The organism is Ferrovibrio sp. MS7 (assembly GCF_038404985.1).
GTDB classification, from domain to species: domain Bacteria; phylum Pseudomonadota; class Alphaproteobacteria; order Ferrovibrionales; family Ferrovibrionaceae; genus Ferrovibrio; species Ferrovibrio plantarum.
On the sequence record NZ_JBBKBA010000003.1, the window covers coordinates 402,270 to 416,444 of the forward strand.

14 protein-coding genes are annotated in these 14,175 nt (G+C 64.0%); 6 read left to right on the forward strand and 8 right to left on the reverse strand.

What is annotated here, in order from left to right; all coding sequences use genetic code 11:
* The first annotated feature begins 73 nt into the window (after positions 1 to 73).
* Positions 74 to 1,147, forward strand: coding sequence for a hypothetical protein (locus tag V6B08_RS20235; RefSeq protein ID WP_341984349.1), 1,074 nt, complete (start codon positions 74 to 76; stop codon positions 1,145 to 1,147).
* Here V6B08_RS20235 and V6B08_RS20240 read toward each other — a convergent pair.
* From V6B08_RS20240 to V6B08_RS20250, 3 genes are read right to left on the reverse strand one after another with little or no spacing between them, the layout of a single operon-like run.
* On the reverse strand, positions 1,104 to 1,901 hold the full coding sequence (locus V6B08_RS20240) for an alpha/beta fold hydrolase (RefSeq protein WP_341984352.1): 798 nt from the start codon (positions 1,899 to 1,901) through the stop codon (positions 1,104 to 1,106). The two genes, V6B08_RS20235 and V6B08_RS20240, sit on opposite strands and share 44 nt — an antisense overlap.
* Positions 1,898 to 3,448, reverse strand: a complete 1,551-nt coding sequence (locus tag V6B08_RS20245; RefSeq protein WP_341984355.1) for a benzoate-CoA ligase family protein — start codon at positions 3,446 to 3,448, stop codon at positions 1,898 to 1,900. The genes V6B08_RS20240 and V6B08_RS20245 overlap by 4 nt, the downstream gene beginning before the upstream one ends.
* Positions 3,449 to 3,486: 38 nt before the next feature.
* Positions 3,487 to 3,957: a flavodoxin domain-containing protein gene (locus V6B08_RS20250; protein WP_341984357.1), complete on the reverse strand. Its 471-nt coding sequence runs from the start codon at positions 3,955 to 3,957 to the stop codon at positions 3,487 to 3,489.
* Positions 3,958 to 4,053: 96 nt separating this feature from the next.
* Between V6B08_RS20250 and V6B08_RS20255 the strand changes: the two genes are divergently transcribed.
* The 5 genes from V6B08_RS20255 to gpt all read left to right on the forward strand — a co-directional run bounded on the left by V6B08_RS20255 (position 4,054) and on the right by gpt (position 9,188).
* Positions 4,054 to 4,968 (forward strand): helix-turn-helix transcriptional regulator, encoded by a 915-nt coding sequence (locus V6B08_RS20255; RefSeq protein ID WP_341984359.1) that lies wholly within the window; start codon positions 4,054 to 4,056, stop codon positions 4,966 to 4,968.
* Between the two features lie 59 nt (positions 4,969 to 5,027).
* Positions 5,028 to 6,704 (forward strand): 2,3-epoxybenzoyl-CoA dihydrolase, encoded by a 1,677-nt coding sequence (boxC, locus tag V6B08_RS20260; protein ID WP_341984361.1) that lies wholly within the window; start codon positions 5,028 to 5,030, stop codon positions 6,702 to 6,704.
* Positions 6,705 to 6,706: 2 nt separating this feature from the next.
* The gene (boxB, locus tag V6B08_RS20265; protein WP_341984363.1) at positions 6,707 to 8,119 is read left to right on the forward strand and encodes a benzoyl-CoA 2,3-epoxidase subunit BoxB; all 1,413 of its coding nucleotides are present in this window, start codon (positions 6,707 to 6,709) and stop codon (positions 8,117 to 8,119) included.
* Positions 8,120 to 8,220: 101 nt separating this feature from the next.
* Positions 8,221 to 8,688, forward strand: coding sequence for an acyl-CoA thioesterase (locus V6B08_RS20270; RefSeq protein ID WP_341984365.1), 468 nt, complete (start codon positions 8,221 to 8,223; stop codon positions 8,686 to 8,688).
* Positions 8,685 to 9,188, forward strand: coding sequence for a xanthine phosphoribosyltransferase (gene gpt / locus V6B08_RS20275; protein WP_341984367.1), 504 nt, complete (start codon positions 8,685 to 8,687; stop codon positions 9,186 to 9,188). Before V6B08_RS20270 ends, gpt begins: the two co-directional genes overlap by 4 nt.
* Before the next feature lie 18 nt (positions 9,189 to 9,206).
* Here gpt and V6B08_RS20280 read toward each other — a convergent pair whose 3' ends face one another.
* The 5 genes from V6B08_RS20280 to V6B08_RS20300 all read right to left on the reverse strand — a co-directional run bounded on the left by V6B08_RS20280 (position 9,207) and on the right by V6B08_RS20300 (position 14,151).
* Positions 9,207 to 10,415, reverse strand: a complete 1,209-nt coding sequence (locus V6B08_RS20280) for a hypothetical protein (protein ID WP_341984369.1) — start codon at positions 10,413 to 10,415, stop codon at positions 9,207 to 9,209.
* Between the two features lie 123 nt (positions 10,416 to 10,538).
* On the reverse strand, positions 10,539 to 11,177 hold the full coding sequence (locus V6B08_RS20285; protein ID WP_341984370.1) for an ABC-type transport auxiliary lipoprotein family protein: 639 nt from the start codon (positions 11,175 to 11,177) through the stop codon (positions 10,539 to 10,541).
* Positions 11,174 to 12,202 carry an MlaD family protein gene (locus V6B08_RS20290; RefSeq protein ID WP_341984371.1) on the reverse strand — a complete coding sequence of 343 codons (1,029 nt, stop codon included), beginning with the start codon at positions 12,200 to 12,202 and terminating at the stop codon, positions 11,174 to 11,176. Before V6B08_RS20290 ends, V6B08_RS20285 begins: the two co-directional genes overlap by 4 nt.
* Positions 12,202 to 13,038, reverse strand: a complete 837-nt coding sequence (locus tag V6B08_RS20295; protein WP_341984373.1) for an ABC transporter ATP-binding protein — start codon at positions 13,036 to 13,038, stop codon at positions 12,202 to 12,204. The genes V6B08_RS20290 and V6B08_RS20295 overlap by 1 nt, the downstream gene beginning before the upstream one ends.
* Positions 13,039 to 13,041: 3 nt before the next feature.
* On the reverse strand, positions 13,042 to 14,151 hold the full coding sequence (locus V6B08_RS20300) for an ABC transporter permease (protein ID WP_502258306.1): 1,110 nt from the start codon (positions 14,149 to 14,151) through the stop codon (positions 13,042 to 13,044).
* Positions 14,152 to 14,175 lie beyond the last annotated feature (24 nt).

Below are 14,175 nucleotides of genomic sequence, written 5' to 3' on the forward strand. Positions count from 1 at the left end.
ATCACGAAAACGTTTGTTTTCCGCAAATAACCGTGCTTTGACAGTTTCACGGGCAATCACCACGATGTCCGCAATGTCCATCCTGCGCCGCAGCCTGTCCCTTTGCTTCATCGTTTTGCTGCTCGCGGGCTGTGTCTCGACGGACAGGCAAGCTGCGTCATCTGCCGCTCCGCGCCTGCTGCCGCGCGACAAGATCGTGCTTGCCTCCACCATCTCCGTGGACATCACCAGCATGAGCGCCGTGCTGCCGCTTTATCGTGGCACGGCAGAGGGACGCACGGTCTGGCATGTCATCACCGACTCATCCGATGCAGCCGATGCCAAGCTGCGCGGCGTGGTGCATGCGCCACTGCTGGCCCGCGCCGGCCATGTGCAGGAAGTGCGTGAGCGGAACGGCGTGATCGACTTCAATGCGGCGCCGGATTTTTCAGCCAACCGCCGCGTGCAGCCGGGACCGCAGGGCTTTCCTCCCGCCTCTGCCCTGCCAGGCGCCACGGCACCGGCCGGCTATTCGCCCTTCATCCGTCTCAGCCCCGATGGTCCGGTGCTGAATGCGCCGATCGTTGCGGTCGGAGACGGCCCTTTCATCATCGAAGGCCACGGCACGACGCTGGACCGCGTGCTGGCCATCGACACCGCACAACGCCGCGTCACGCTGCAGCTCAGCCTCGGCTTCGCCGAAGGCCGGCGCGTGCTGTATTTCAGCAGCGAAGCCTCCGACCCGGCGGTTGCGGCTCTGGAGCGCGCCACCTATGTGCCGCAGCTCGGGCGTGGCGATGGCGATATCGGCCTGCTGGCTTTCCTCAATGGCCGCGAGCAAGGCATGCAGACACTCTTGCTGAAAGGCCGCATCGCTGCCGAAGCCCTGCCGGAGACCGCCGCCGGCCTTGGGTCGCCGGACAATGTGCTGACTGCTTTTCCCACCGGCAAGACCGCCGGCGGTTATTCGCCGCTGTGGAGCGTGACATTGCTGCTGTGGAGCGATGAAGCCGTGGCGGCTCGGCGGAATTCGCGCCAGACCGACCAGGCGGCGATCTATCGCCTCTATGGCAAAGGCTTGAGCGGACCCGATGGCAAGGCGGTGGAGCCGAGCGGCATCACCGTCAATTGCCCGGTCGTGGCATTCCTCGACGAAGCGCCGCCGTGAAATCAACCAGCGCCGCGCGCACCGCATCGGGCTGGTCCTTGTGCGGCGAGTGGCCGCAGGCGGGCAGCACCAGCGTCTCCACCCTGCCCTTGGCCAGCGCCTTGATGGTGTCGATCTGACGCAACGTGCCGTATTCGTCGCCCTCGCCCTGGATGGCCAGCAGCGGCAGCGTGATCCGCGCTACTTCGGCCTCAATATTCCAACGGGCGAAATCCGGGTTGAGCCAGGAATCGCACCAGCCACGAAAAGCGCAATCGACATTGTCGCCGTGATACTTCGCCAGCCGTGCCCGCAGGTCGCCCTGCTCATAAGCCTGATGCGCCGCCTGGATCGAGCCGAAGGACACCGCCTCGCCATAGCTGTGTGGCGCCATTACAGCCAGGCCGAGCAGGCCTGAGGGCGGGTTCGAGCCGGCATGGATCAGTGCAATCGAGGCACCATCGGAATGGCCGACCAGGATATAGCGTTCAACGCCCAGCGCGGTGAGAAGATGCGGCAGATGGATCAGCGCATCGTCATGCATGTAGGTGATCGGGCGCGGCAGCGCGCAGGCACTGGACGCGCCATAGCCGATGCGGCTGTAGACCAAGGTGGGTAAGCCGGTGGCGGCGGCAACGGTATCGGGGAAATCGCGCCACATGGCAACGCAGCCAAGGCCTTCATGCAGGAACACCAGCACCGGCAAATCGCCCTGGCGCGGGCCGATCCAGCGGTACTCGATGCGGCCGCCCGGAATCTCTGCGTACTCGGTCATTGCCTCAACTTGAAACGCTGGATCTTGCCGGTGGCGGTCTTGGGCAGTTCGGCGACGAACTCGATCCAGCGCGGATATTTATGCGGCGCCAGACGCTCTTTCACGAATTGCTGCAACTCGGCGGCCAATGCCGCATCGCCGCCGATGCCGTCGCGCGTCACCACATAGGCCTTGGGCTTGATCAGCTTGTCGGTGTCTTCATTCGCCACCACGGCGGCTTCCAGCACCTTGCCATGGGCCATCAGCGCGGACTCAACCTCGAAGGGCGAAACCCAGATGCCGCTGACCTTCAGCATGTCGTCGGAGCGGCCAGCATAGGCGTAATAGCCATCCTTGTCGCGGGTGTATTTGTCGCCGGTGCGGGTCCAGGGGCCATGGAAGGTGGCGAGGCTCTTGGCGCGGTTATTCCAGTAGGCGACGCAGCAGGACGGGCCGGCGACCAGCAATTCGCCGATCTCGCCATCCGCCACATCGCGGCCCTGCTCATCGACGATGCGCAGGTCATAGCCCGGCACTGCCTTGCCGGTGGTGCCATGGCGGATGTCGTCGGGCCGGTTGGAGACGAAGATATGCAGCATCTCGGTGGAGCCGATGCCATCGAGGATCGAGACACCGAAACGCTGGTCCCAGCGTTTGGCAATATCCTCAGGCAGCGCCTCACCCGCCGAAACGCATTGCCGCAGTTTGGCTGAGCCGCTTTCGCGCGTGATCGACTGGTCGGCCAGGATCGCGGCATAGAGCGTCGGCACGCCGTAGAAAATGGTAGGCTGGTGCTGCTTCAGGCGCGCCATCACGCTTTGCGGCGTCGGGCGTTCGGCCATCAGCACGGCGGTGGCGCCGACATGCAGCGGGAAGGTCATGGCATTGCCCATGCCATAGGCGAAAAACAGCTTCGCCGCCGAGAACACCACATCAGACTCGCGGATGCCCAGCACTTCGTCGGCATAGAGCACGGCGGTATGCACCAAGTCGCCATGCAGATGCATCGCGCCCTTGGGCTTGCCGGTGGAGCCGGAGGAATAGAGCCAGAAGCCGATATCGTCCGGCGTGGTATCAACCGCTTCAAGCTGATCCGACTGCTCGGCCAGCAGGCTTTCCAGCGGCTTGATGGTGGGCGCCACGCGGCCCGATACCAGCACCTGCTTCAGGTGGGGCTGGTCGTTGACGATGGGGCGGAATTTCTCCAGCAGCGCATCGGAGACCGCCAGCACCACGGCGCGGCTGTCGCGCAGCAGGAAATCGTAATCCGCAGTCGGCAGCAGCGTGTTCACCGGCACCGGCACGGCACCAATCTTCAGGGCGCCGAAAAAAAGCGCCGGGAAGTCGATGCTGTCCAGCATCGCCATCAGTACGCGCTGTTCGCGCTGCACGCCCTGGGCCTTGAGCAGATTGCCTGCGCGGTTCACCCGCGCGGCCAGATCGGCATAGGTATGGCTGCCGCGGTCGTCGATGAACGCGACCTTTGCGCCGCGCCCCTCGGCGACATGCCGGTCGATGAAATGAGTGGCGGCGTTATACCGCCGCGGCAGGTCTAGAAAGCGCGGCATGGTTTCCTCCCAGAAACCGTTTTCTTGTTTTTATGGTGTTAGGCAGCGGCCTGTTGCAGCGGCTCCACCACCTTCACCCATTCCAATGCCCAGGCGACGCCATCCTCTTCCGGCAGCGTGGTGCCAGACGCATTGTGCTGCATGCGCTCGCCCACCAGGGTGGCGCCGAGATCGCGCAGGATCTGTTCGAACTGGGCGCCGCCATTGTTGAAGGTGTCGCCATAGGTGGTGTCGCCAAGGCCGATGACGCCAACCAGCTTGCCGGCGAGGTCCGGGCGGACCTTTTCCAGATCGGCATAGAAGTCGCGGGCATTGTCGGGCACATCGCCCTGGCCGTAGGTGGATGTGCAGATCAGGAAAGTGCCCGGACGGGCAAACACATCGGCCTTCAGATTATCCATCAGCAGCACGTCGACGCCATGGCCCTCGGCCTCCAGCGCCTTCTTCACGTCGCCGGCGACGATCTCCGCCGTGCCGGTCATGGTGCCGACCAGAATACTCACCTGCATGATCACCCCTCTTAACGCCACTGATTTTCACAAGAGGCCGAAATATAGCGCATTGATTTCTAGCGTTCCAGCCCAAAAAGCACTATAATGCATGTTATGGTCAAGGCACCGGAACAATCTCCCGTCAGCGATACGGCGGATAACGAAGACCAGGCTTTCCTCGCAGCGGTGGGCGAGCGCGTGCGCAATGCCCGTGCCCGGCGCGGCATGAGCCGCAAGATCCTGGCCCGCGATTCCGGCGTGTCGGAACGCTACCTCGCCCAGCTCGAAACCGGCGCCGGCAATATCTCCATCCTGCTGCTGCGCCAGATCGCCCAGGCGATGGACCTGCCGATCGGCGATTTCCTCGCCGACCGGCCGAAATATGGCGTCGATCAGGCGCTGCTGCTGCAGCAGATCGAAGAACTGACCCCGGCACAACAGCAGGACCTGCAGGCCATTATCCGCGAACGCTTTGGTGTCGCCCCCGCCGTGAAGCGCCATATCGCCCTGATCGGCCTGCGCGGTGCGGGCAAGACCACGTTGGGCCAGCGACTGGCCGCCGGTCTGGGCCTGCATTTCGTCGAAATGGCCAAGGAAATCGAGGCCGAAGCCGGGCTGAGCTTGAACGAGATTTTCGACCTCTATGGCCAGGGCGCCTATCGCCGCTTCGAGCGCCGGGCGCTGGAGCGCGTTACCGCCGAACGCGCGCCGGCGGTGATCGCCAGCGGCGGCTCGCTGCCCTCCGAACCCGGCACCTTCGCGCATCTGCTGGCCAATTGCTTCACCATCTGGCTGAAGGCGCGGCCGGAGGAGCATATGGGCCGGGTGGTGGCCCAGGGCGACATGCGCCCGATGGCCGGCATGTCGGAAGCCATGGGCGACCTGAAGCGCATCCTGGCCCAACGCGAAACCCTCTATGCCAAGGCCGACATGGCCTTTGATACCGCCGGCAAGCCGGTGGAGGCCGCCAGCGCCGAATTGCTGGCCGCCCTGCAGGCCCATCCCGGCTGGCTCTCCCCTGCAAAATAATTCTTGAGCCGATCAAAAAATGCATTATAATGCCGGTCACGTTCTAGGGGTGAAACGCCATGGCCGAGCCAAAAACCGATGCCGCCGCGCTGCCGCCGGTGGATTTCCGCACTGATCCGAGCCGCTACAAGCATTGGAAGCTGAGCATCGACGGTCCCGTCGCCACGCTGGCGCTGGATGTGCGGGAAGATGGCGGCCTGCGCCCCGGCTATGAACTGAAACTGAATTCCTACGATCTCGGCGTCGATATCGAACTGCATGATGCCGTGCAGCGCCTGCGCTTCGAGCATCCGGAAGTGCGCAGCGTGGTGCTGACCTCCGCTAAGGAACGCGTATTCTGCGCCGGCGCCAATATCCGCATGCTCAGCCAGTCCACCCATGGCTGGAAGGTGAATTTCTGCAAGTTCACCAACGAAACCCGCAACAGCATCGAGGAAGCCACCGCTGAATCGCGCCAGACCTATATCGCCGCCGTGAACGGCCCCTGCGCCGGCGGCGGCTATGAACTGGCGCTGGCCGCCGACCACATCGTGATGGCCGATGACGGCAATACGGCGGTGTCGTTGCCCGAGGTGCCGCTGCTGGCGGTGCTGCCCGGCACCGGCGGCCTCACCCGCCTGGTGGACAAGCGCCAGGTGCGCCGCGACCGCGCCGATTTCTTCTGCACCCTGGAAGAAGGCATCAAGGGCAAGCGCGCCGTGGAGTGGCGCCTGGTGGATGAAGTGGTGCCGCGCACCCGGCTGAACGAAGCCGTGCGCGAGCGCGCCCTGAAGCTGGCCGAAAAATCCGACCGCCCCGCCGATGCCAAGGGCATCGCGCTGCCGGAACTGGTCCGCCAGGTGAATGGCGCCTCGCTGGCCTATTCCCATGTCGATGCCAAGATCGACCGCGCCAAGGGCATCGCCGAGATCACCGTGCATGGCCCCAAGGCCGCCGCGCCGGCAACGCTCGACGGCATTGATGCCGGCTTCTGGCCGCTGGCGCTGGCGCGCGAGCTGGATGACCTGGTGCTGCATCTGCGCACCAACGAGGAAAGCATCGGCATGTGGGTGATCCGCAGCACAGGCGATGCCGATGCGGTGGCGGCCTATGACGCGCTGCTGGAACAGCATAAGAGCGACTGGCGCGTGCGTGAAATCCGCCTGTTCCTCAAGCGCGTGTTCAAACGCATCGACGTCTCTTCGCGCAGCCTGTTCGCGCTGATCGAGCCCGGCTCCTGCTTCACCGGCACGCTGTTGGAACTGGCGCTGGCCGCTGACCGCTCCTACATGCTGGACGGCCAGTTCGAGGGCGACAACCGCCCGCCCGCGACGATCCGCCTGACGCCGCTGAATTTCGGCGCCTATCCGATGGTGAACGGCCTGTCGCGCCTGCAAAGCCGCAGCCTGGATGACCTTGCCCGTGTCGATGCGTTGCGCGACCAGATCGGCGAAGACCTGGATGCGGAAGCCGCCGACGAAGCCGGGCTGGTGACCTTCACGCCCGACGACATCGACTGGGAAGATGAAGTGCGCATCGCCATCGAGGAACGCGCCGCCTTCTCGCCCGATGCCCTCACCGGCATGGAGGCGTCTCTCCGCTTCGGCGGCCCGGAGACGATGGAAAGCAAGATTTTCGCGCGCCTCACCGCCTGGCAGAACTGGATCTTCCAGCGCCCGAACGCGGTGGGCGAGCAAGGCGCGCTCAAGCTCTATGGCACCGGCCAGCGTGCCAATTACGACCGCAGGAGGGTCTGACCATGGCGATCGACTACGCTTCGCGCATCCCGAACAACGTCAACCTCTCCGACAACCGCCGCCTGCAGCGCGCGCTGGAGGATTGGCAGCCGAAATTCCTCGACTGGTGGCAGGATATGGGCCCGGCGGGCTTCCAGGCGCGCGAGGCTTACCTGCGCACCGCCATCAGCGTCGATGCCCAGGGCTGGGCGAATTTTGGCTATGTGAAGATGCCGGATTACCGCTGGGGCATTTTCCTTGCCGAGCCTGAAGCCGGCCGCAAGGTGAATTTTGGCGACCACAGGGGCGACGACGCCTGGCAGGAAGTGCCCGGCGAATATCGCGGCGTGCTGCGCCGCCTGATCGTGACCCAGGGCGATACCGAGCCGGCTTCCGTCGAACAGCAGCGCCTGCTGGGCCAGACCTGCCCGTCGCTCTACGACCTGCGCAACCTGTTCCAGATCAATGTCGAGGAAGGCCGCCATCTCTGGGCCATGGTCTACCTGCTGGATGCCTATTTCGGCCGCGATGGCCGCGAGGAAGCCGAAGCCCTGTTGCAGCGCCGCTCCGGCGATGCCGACAAGCCGCGTATCCTCGGCGCTTTCAACGAGGCGACACCGGACTGGTTGAGCTTCTTCATGTTCACCTTCTTCACCGACCGCGATGGCAAGTTCCAGCTCGCCTCGCTGGCGGAAAGCGGCTTCGACCCGCTGTCGCGCACCTGTCGCTTCATGCTGACCGAGGAAGCGCACCATATGTTCGTGGGCGAGACCGGCATCAGCCGCGTGCTGCAGCGGACCTGCGAAGTGATGCGCGACTTCAAGACCGATGACGTGCGCAAGCATGGCGTGATCGACCTGCCGACGATCCAGAAATACCTCAACTTCCATTTCTCGGTATCGCTCGACCTGTTCGGCTCGGAAATCTCCACCAACGCCGCCAACTACTACACCATGGGCATCAAGGGCCGCTTCGATGAGACCCGCATTGCCGACGACCACAAGCTGACCGACGCGGCCTACAAGGTGCTTGAAGTTCATGGCGACGGTTTCCGCGAGAAGGAAGAATCCGCCCTCACCGCCCTGAATGAACGGCTGCGCGACGACTACGTGGCCGATTGCGCGCGCGGTGTGATGCGCTGGAACCAGGTGATCAAGCGCGCGGGCATCGACTTCGAACTGAAGCTGCCGCACCGCGCCTTCCATCGCCAGATCGGCCAGTTCGCCGAACTGCGCGTCGATCCCCAGGGCCATATCATCAGCCAGGCGGAATGGGATGCCCGTCATCACCGCTGGCTGCCGACCGAGGAAGACCGCCTCTATGTCATCAGCCTGATGCATGCGGTGACCGAGATCGGCAAATACGCCAACTGGATCGCTCCGCCGGCCCGCGGCATCAACAACATGCCGGTCGATTTCGAGTATGTCCGGGCCTGAGGCCCGGCCCCCTTTCCTCCCCAACATGGCACCGGGGCTCCGCCGAAATGGTTGGAGCCCCATCTTTTTTTACGCCCCGGCCCTGTGTATAGTCCGCCGCCATGAAACCCGTGCCGCCACCCTATTCGCCAGACCGCCTGTTTGCCATCGAGCGCGTGGTGCAATGGGGCGAGGCCGACCCGGCCGGCATCGTCTACACCACGCAATTCCTCGACTATGTGATCGAGACGGTGGAAAGCTTCTGGCGCGAGCAGATCGGCTGCAGCTGGTACCACCTGCACAAGCGGCACAATCTCGGCTCGCCCACGGTCAGTTCGAAGCTGGATTTCCAGAAGCCGCTGCGCGCCGCTGATCCCTTCACGGTCGAGCTGCGCATCCCGCGCCTCACCCGCTCCACCATCACTTTCCATATCGTCGGCCGCAATGCCGCTGGCGAAAGCTGCTTCACCGGCGAACTGGTCTCCTGCATCATCGACGATCAGGCGGTGCGCTCGGTAACGATTCCGGACTGGATCCGGCAGCCCATCGAGGCCTACCGGACAGCGACTGCACAAGAGGACATGCCATGACCGAGGGCCACGGCTACAACAAGTTCTTCCCCGTCTCTTGGGAGGAACTGCACCGCCATTGCAAGGCACTGGCCTGGCGCCTGCTGGAGCGCGGCCCCTATCAGGGCGTGGTGGCGATCACCCGTGGCGGCCTGGTGCCGGCAGCCATCGTGGCGCGCGAACTGAATGTGCGCGTGATCGAGACGATTTCCTGCTCGACCTATAACGAACTCGAGCGCGGCACCAAGGTGAATATCCTGAAGCAGGCCGATGCGGCGCTGCCTTCCCAGGGCGAAGGCTGGCTGATCGTTGACGACCTGGTGGATACCGGCATCACCGCCAAGGCGGTGCGGCAATTGCTGCCGAAGGCGCATTTCGCCACCATCTACGCCAAGCCGAATGGCCGCCCGATGGTGGATACCTACATCACCGAAGTGAGCCAGGACACCTGGATCCTGTTCCCCTGGGACCAGGAAGCGGTGATGAGCAAGCCGATCGTCGAACTGAAGAAGGGCGGCTAGGCCCGGTCACCGGTTTGGTCACTGGTTCGGCGCCGGATTGGCTGCTGGATTGGGCTGAGGATTCGGTGCCGGATTCGCCGCCGCCGGTTTCGCCGGCAGGTTCTTCGAGCCGATATAGACCGTGTTGCTCAAGCCCATCAGGATCAGGTAGCCCTCCGGAATCGACGGAATCTCATAGGTCGTCAGCACATTGGCGAGCACGAAGCCGGCCGAGATGACGGTGAAGATCAGCATCTGCAACCGCGTGACGTCGATTACCTCGCCTTCCGCCCCGCCGCCGACCAGATCAATGAACAGCGAGCGCGGCGCATTCGGATCGGGTGCAGCAGCATCGCTCGGCGTCGGGCTGACCTTGGCCAACAGCGTGGCGCCACCAGCAATGCCGAGCAAGACCAGCGTGCTGCTGGAAATATCAACCAGCGCACCGGAAATCAGCATGACATAGACCGAAGAGAAGGCCACCACGATGGTCCAGAGCATGACCTGGAACTGCGACAGGCTGGCCTTGCCCGATCTGGTACCGATCAAGCGGTAGATCCAGTTCGGCCCCTTTTCGTCTTTGGCGCCGTCCGTGCTTGGACGCTTCTTGGTCATCCAGCCGACAAGCAGCAGAATGATCGCGAGAGACAGGAGGAAGGTGATGAGCTGATGCGTGATGCCGACAACATGTGAGACATCGACCACGATATTGCCCTGGGACACACCGATGATGCGCAGATCGGCCAGCGGCACCACGAACAAATCGGTATCGCCCTGCAGCCAGCCCGACGGAATACTGAAGTCGCGCGGCACTGTCACCGCTACCGTGATCGCCCCATTGGCCGCCGCCTTGCTGATATCCACCGGCGCCTCCACTGCCTGGGCGCCATCGCGCTTCCAGGTCAGGCAGGCGATCAGGCGGGTATCGGCGGGCAACGGCACGGCCGGCGCGATGGTGAAGGTGAAGCTGCCATCCACTGGCTGCCAGTTTTTCTTCACCGCCATGGTGACGGAACCATCGGTCAACCGGGTGCCGGTCTGGCTTTCGTTGCAGAACGCGCGCAGCGGCTTGGCCGGTGTCGTCGTTGATGCCGGCGTTGTCGTAGCCGCCGGCACTGTCGTGGTTGCCGGCGTGGTGACGGCTGGGGCTGCGGGCGGGGCCTGGCTCTGGGCAGGCAGCGGAGGCGCAACCAGCATCAGGCCGAGCAGAATCGCGGCACAGACACCCAAGCGAGGAGATTGACTCATTTTTCCCCCAATCCAGGCCAAGCCTAGCCTGAAATTGAGGAATATATACACCAATATGTATATTATTTAAACAACAAACACATCCATACAGGGTTATGCTTCTTTTCGTTTCGTCCAGACCTCTTACGCAGGATTGCCACTGCGCAGGGTCCATTGCACCGTATCGCGCAACACGCGGCCCAGCGCCTCATCGAAAGCCTGCACCACCGACAGCACATCGGTGCCCGCAGCCTTCATGCGGCGCTCGAAACTGGTGGCGGCAACGATTTCCTGGCGCGGCTGCTGGATCAGCTTCGAGGCCAGCGCGACACGCACGGTCGGCACCGGATCGCCGCCGCTCAACTCCGCCTGGAATTCGCGCAATTCGCTTTTGAGATTGAAGTCCGAGCGCAGCCCCACCGACTGGCGCCCGACCGAGAGGATCTTGCCGGTATTCTCGAAGCTCTCCACCAGCAGGGTCTGTATCATGCGCGGCACCCGCTCGGCCCAGCGCGCCTCGGCGTAATACTTCACCTCATAGGGATTGGTCATGATCGCGATGCGGTGGGTATCCAGGCCGCCCGCCGCATAAGGCTCCTCCACCACTAGCTGCCAGGTCGCGCGCGGCAGATCAGCGGCGAAAGTGTTTTTCGGCGACAGTGTGTAGAGGTTCGAAGGCGGCGCCTGCGGGATGATGCCGCCGCAGGCAGTGAGGCCAATACCCATCAGGCCGCTGGCGCCAAGACCGCGCAGCAGGCCACGCCGGTTGAAACTCGCCGTCATCGCCGGCCTCCCTCGCTACGGTATTCAGCATCGCGGTTGCCAAACAGCACCGCGCTCGGATCGTCTTCCAGCCGCTGCGCCACCCGCGCCAGGCTGCCCACCAGGATGCGCGCCTCGGCAATGAAGCGGCGGAATTCGCCGAAGCCATCGGTGGTGATGGCATTGATCGGGGCGCGGTTCTCCGCCACCATTTCGTTCACGGTGGACAGCACGGCATCAAGCTGCTGCATGGCGCCGCGGATATCCTGCACTGCCACCTGCGCATCCTTCACCGTGGCGGTGGCATCGCCCTCGATCAGCTTCGTGGTCGCCTCCAGCGTGTTGCGCGCCGCCACCAGGGTGCTGTTCGCCTCCTTCACGATGCCGCCGAACTGTTCGGCGACATCGCGCGCCGCGCGGGCGGCAATGGCGATGTCGGCGCTGGTGCGGTCGAAGCCATCAATGGCCCGCGTCAGGGTTTCCTGGCGGCTGGCCAGTGTAATGGTAAGCTGGCGGATATCGCCAATGATGCCGCCGATATTGTCGATATTCTGATCCGACATGATGCGCGCGGCGCGGTTGACCAGGTCGGGCGCCGCCTCGAACAATTCGGCGATGGAGGAATTGCGCGAGCGAATCACCGGCAGTTCCGACACATCCTCGCTGTAGCGCGCCGGCAGCAATTCCGCCGCCTTGGTACCGGAATTGATCTGCACGAAGGAAACCCCGGTGATGCCCTGCAATTCCAGGCTGGCAACGCTATCGGCGCGGATTGGCGTATCAGCGGCCACATTGATCGTGACGCGGACTTTGGATGTATCCTCGCGATCAATACTGATCTGACTGACATTGCCGATCTTGATACCGTTGAAGCGCACATCGCCGCCCTGCCCCAGGCCGGCCACTGAGCCGGTGAAGAAGATATTGTAGCGGGCGATCTCGCGGTCGAGCTGCGTCTTGGCCAGCCACAGCGCGAAGCCGAGGATGCCGAGCAGGAACAGCAGCAGGAAACTGCCGATCAGCAGATGGTGGGCGCGGGTTTCCATTACGAACCGCCTCCTTCAGGTACAAGCCCAGACAATACCGACCCAGACGGGGCATGATCTGCCGTTGCCTGGGCGGCGCGGGCACGCGGCCCGTGAAAATATTCCCGGATCCAGGGATGCGGGTGTTGCAGCAGGTCACGCAGCGGCCCGGCGACCAGCACCTTCTTTTCGGCCAGCACGGCAATGCGGTCGCAGATCGCATGCAGTGAATCCAGATCATGCGTCACCATGAACACGGTGAGGCCCAAGGCCTGCTGCAGGTCGCGTACCAGGGTATCGAAAGCGGCGGCGCCAATGGGATCGAGGCCGGCGGTCGGCTCATCCAGGAACACGATCTCGGGGTCCAGCGCCAGGGCGCGGGCCAGGCCGGCGCGCTTGCGCATGCCGCCGGAAAGCTCGGACGGGATCTTGCCCGCTGCATTGGCCGGCAGGCCGACCATGCGGATCTTCGCCGCCGCAATCTCATTCAGCAGATCGGGCGGCAGATCGTAGAATTCCTTCAGCGGCACCTGGATATTCTGCGCCACGGTGAGCGAGGAGAACAGCGCGCCATCCTGGAACAGCACGCCGACACGCTGACGGGCGCGGCGCCTTGCGTCCTCATCGCCTTTGATCATGTCCGAGCCCAGCAGGTCGATCTGCCCGGCTTGCGGCTGGTTCAGCCCGATGATGGTGCGCAGCAGCACCGACTTGCCGGTGCCAGAGCCGCCGACCACGCCAAGCACCTCGCCGCGATAGACATCGAGATCGAGGCCGTCATGCACCTTGAAGCCATCGAAGGCGTTCACCAGGCCGCGCACCTTGATCACCACATCCCTTCCAGCATCACCGGCCATTGCCTAGATCCCCAACGCCGAGAAGAAGATCGAGAACAGTGCATCGGCCACGATCACCAGGAAGATCGACTGCACCACCGAACGCGTGGTGAGCCGGCCGACGCTTTCCGCATCGCGCTTCACCCGCAGGCCTTCGTAACAGCCGACCATGGCGATCAGCGCGGCAAACACCGGCGCCTTGACCAGGCCGACCAGGAAGGAATTCACCGACACTGCCTCATGCAGCCGCTGGAAGAACAGGAACGGCGTGATATCCAGCGTCACCCATGCCATCAGCGCGCCGCCCAGCAGGCCCATGATATCGGCGAAGAAGGCCAGCAGCGGCAGGGTGATGATCAGTGCCAGCACGCGCGGCACCACCAGTACTTCGACCGGATCGAGGCCGAGCGTGCGGATCGCATCCACTTCCTCGTTCACCTTCATGCTGCCGATCTGGGCGGTAAAGGCGCTGCCGGAGCGGCCGGCCACCACGATGGCGGTGAGCAGGATGCCAAGCTCGCGCAGCACCGAGACGCCGACCAGGTTGACGACAAAGACCTCGGCGCCGAATTGCCGCAGTTGATCCGCGCCCTGATAGGCCATCACCACGCCGATCAGGAAGGAGATCAAGCCGACGATGGGCAGCGCGTTCAGCCCGGTCTGCTCCATGTGGAACACTACCGAGGTGAAGCGCAGCCGACGCGGGCTGATGGCTATACGGGCGAAGGCCTCGACGACACGGCCGATGAAGGTGATGAAGCGGCGCCCCTCGCGCGCCGCGAACAGCACCAGCCAGCCGAGATGGGCGACGAAACGCAGCAGGCCGTTGCCCGACCCGGGCGGCGCCGCCGAGGCCGCATCGCAACCGGCCACATAGTCGATCAATGTCTGATGCTCGGGCTTCACAGCGCGCCATTCCACCGCCACGCCGGGGCCGAAACGGCCATTCAGGCGCTGCAGCAACACGGCGCCGGCGGTATCCACCCGCTCCAGCCCGCCGGCATCAATGCGCAGCCGCCGCGCGGCACCGAGATTGAGACTATCGAGGCTATGCGAGAGGCGTGCCGCCTCGCCCAGCGTCCAGGCGCCGGAGAGGCTCAAACTCGCCATGCCGTCTTCATGCCTCAGACTCATGCCGCCGGGCTGCACGCGCCAAAA

What these genes read in the sequence shown, in the direction of transcription:
- V6B08_RS20235 (WP_341984349.1), top strand. Translation starts at nt 74, where the DNA reads ATGTCCATCCTGCGCCGCAGCCTGTCCCTTTGCTTCATCGTTTTGCTG.
- V6B08_RS20240 (WP_341984352.1), bottom strand. Translation starts at nt 1,901, where the DNA reads ATGACCGAGTACGCAGAGATTCCGGGCGGCCGCATCGAGTACCGCTGG.
- V6B08_RS20245 (WP_341984355.1), bottom strand. Translation starts at nt 3,448, where the DNA reads ATGCCGCGCTTTCTAGACCTGCCGCGGCGGTATAACGCCGCCACTCAT.
- V6B08_RS20250 (WP_341984357.1), bottom strand. Translation starts at nt 3,957, where the DNA reads ATGCAGGTGAGTATTCTGGTCGGCACCATGACCGGCACGGCGGAGATC.
- V6B08_RS20255 (WP_341984359.1), top strand. Translation starts at nt 4,054, where the DNA reads ATGGTCAAGGCACCGGAACAATCTCCCGTCAGCGATACGGCGGATAAC.
- boxC (WP_341984361.1), top strand. Translation starts at nt 5,028, where the DNA reads ATGGCCGAGCCAAAAACCGATGCCGCCGCGCTGCCGCCGGTGGATTTC.
- boxB (WP_341984363.1), top strand. Translation starts at nt 6,707, where the DNA reads ATGGCGATCGACTACGCTTCGCGCATCCCGAACAACGTCAACCTCTCC.
- V6B08_RS20270 (WP_341984365.1), top strand. Translation starts at nt 8,221, where the DNA reads ATGAAACCCGTGCCGCCACCCTATTCGCCAGACCGCCTGTTTGCCATC.
- gpt (WP_341984367.1), top strand. Translation starts at nt 8,685, where the DNA reads ATGACCGAGGGCCACGGCTACAACAAGTTCTTCCCCGTCTCTTGGGAG.
- V6B08_RS20280 (WP_341984369.1), bottom strand. Translation starts at nt 10,415, where the DNA reads ATGAGTCAATCTCCTCGCTTGGGTGTCTGTGCCGCGATTCTGCTCGGC.
- V6B08_RS20285 (WP_341984370.1), bottom strand. Translation starts at nt 11,177, where the DNA reads ATGACGGCGAGTTTCAACCGGCGTGGCCTGCTGCGCGGTCTTGGCGCC.
- V6B08_RS20290 (WP_341984371.1), bottom strand. Translation starts at nt 12,202, where the DNA reads ATGGAAACCCGCGCCCACCATCTGCTGATCGGCAGTTTCCTGCTGCTG.
- V6B08_RS20295 (WP_341984373.1), bottom strand. Translation starts at nt 13,038, where the DNA reads ATGGCCGGTGATGCTGGAAGGGATGTGGTGATCAAGGTGCGCGGCCTG.
- V6B08_RS20300 (WP_502258306.1), bottom strand. Translation starts at nt 14,151, where the DNA reads ATGAGTCTGAGGCATGAAGACGGCATGGCGAGTTTGAGCCTCTCCGGC.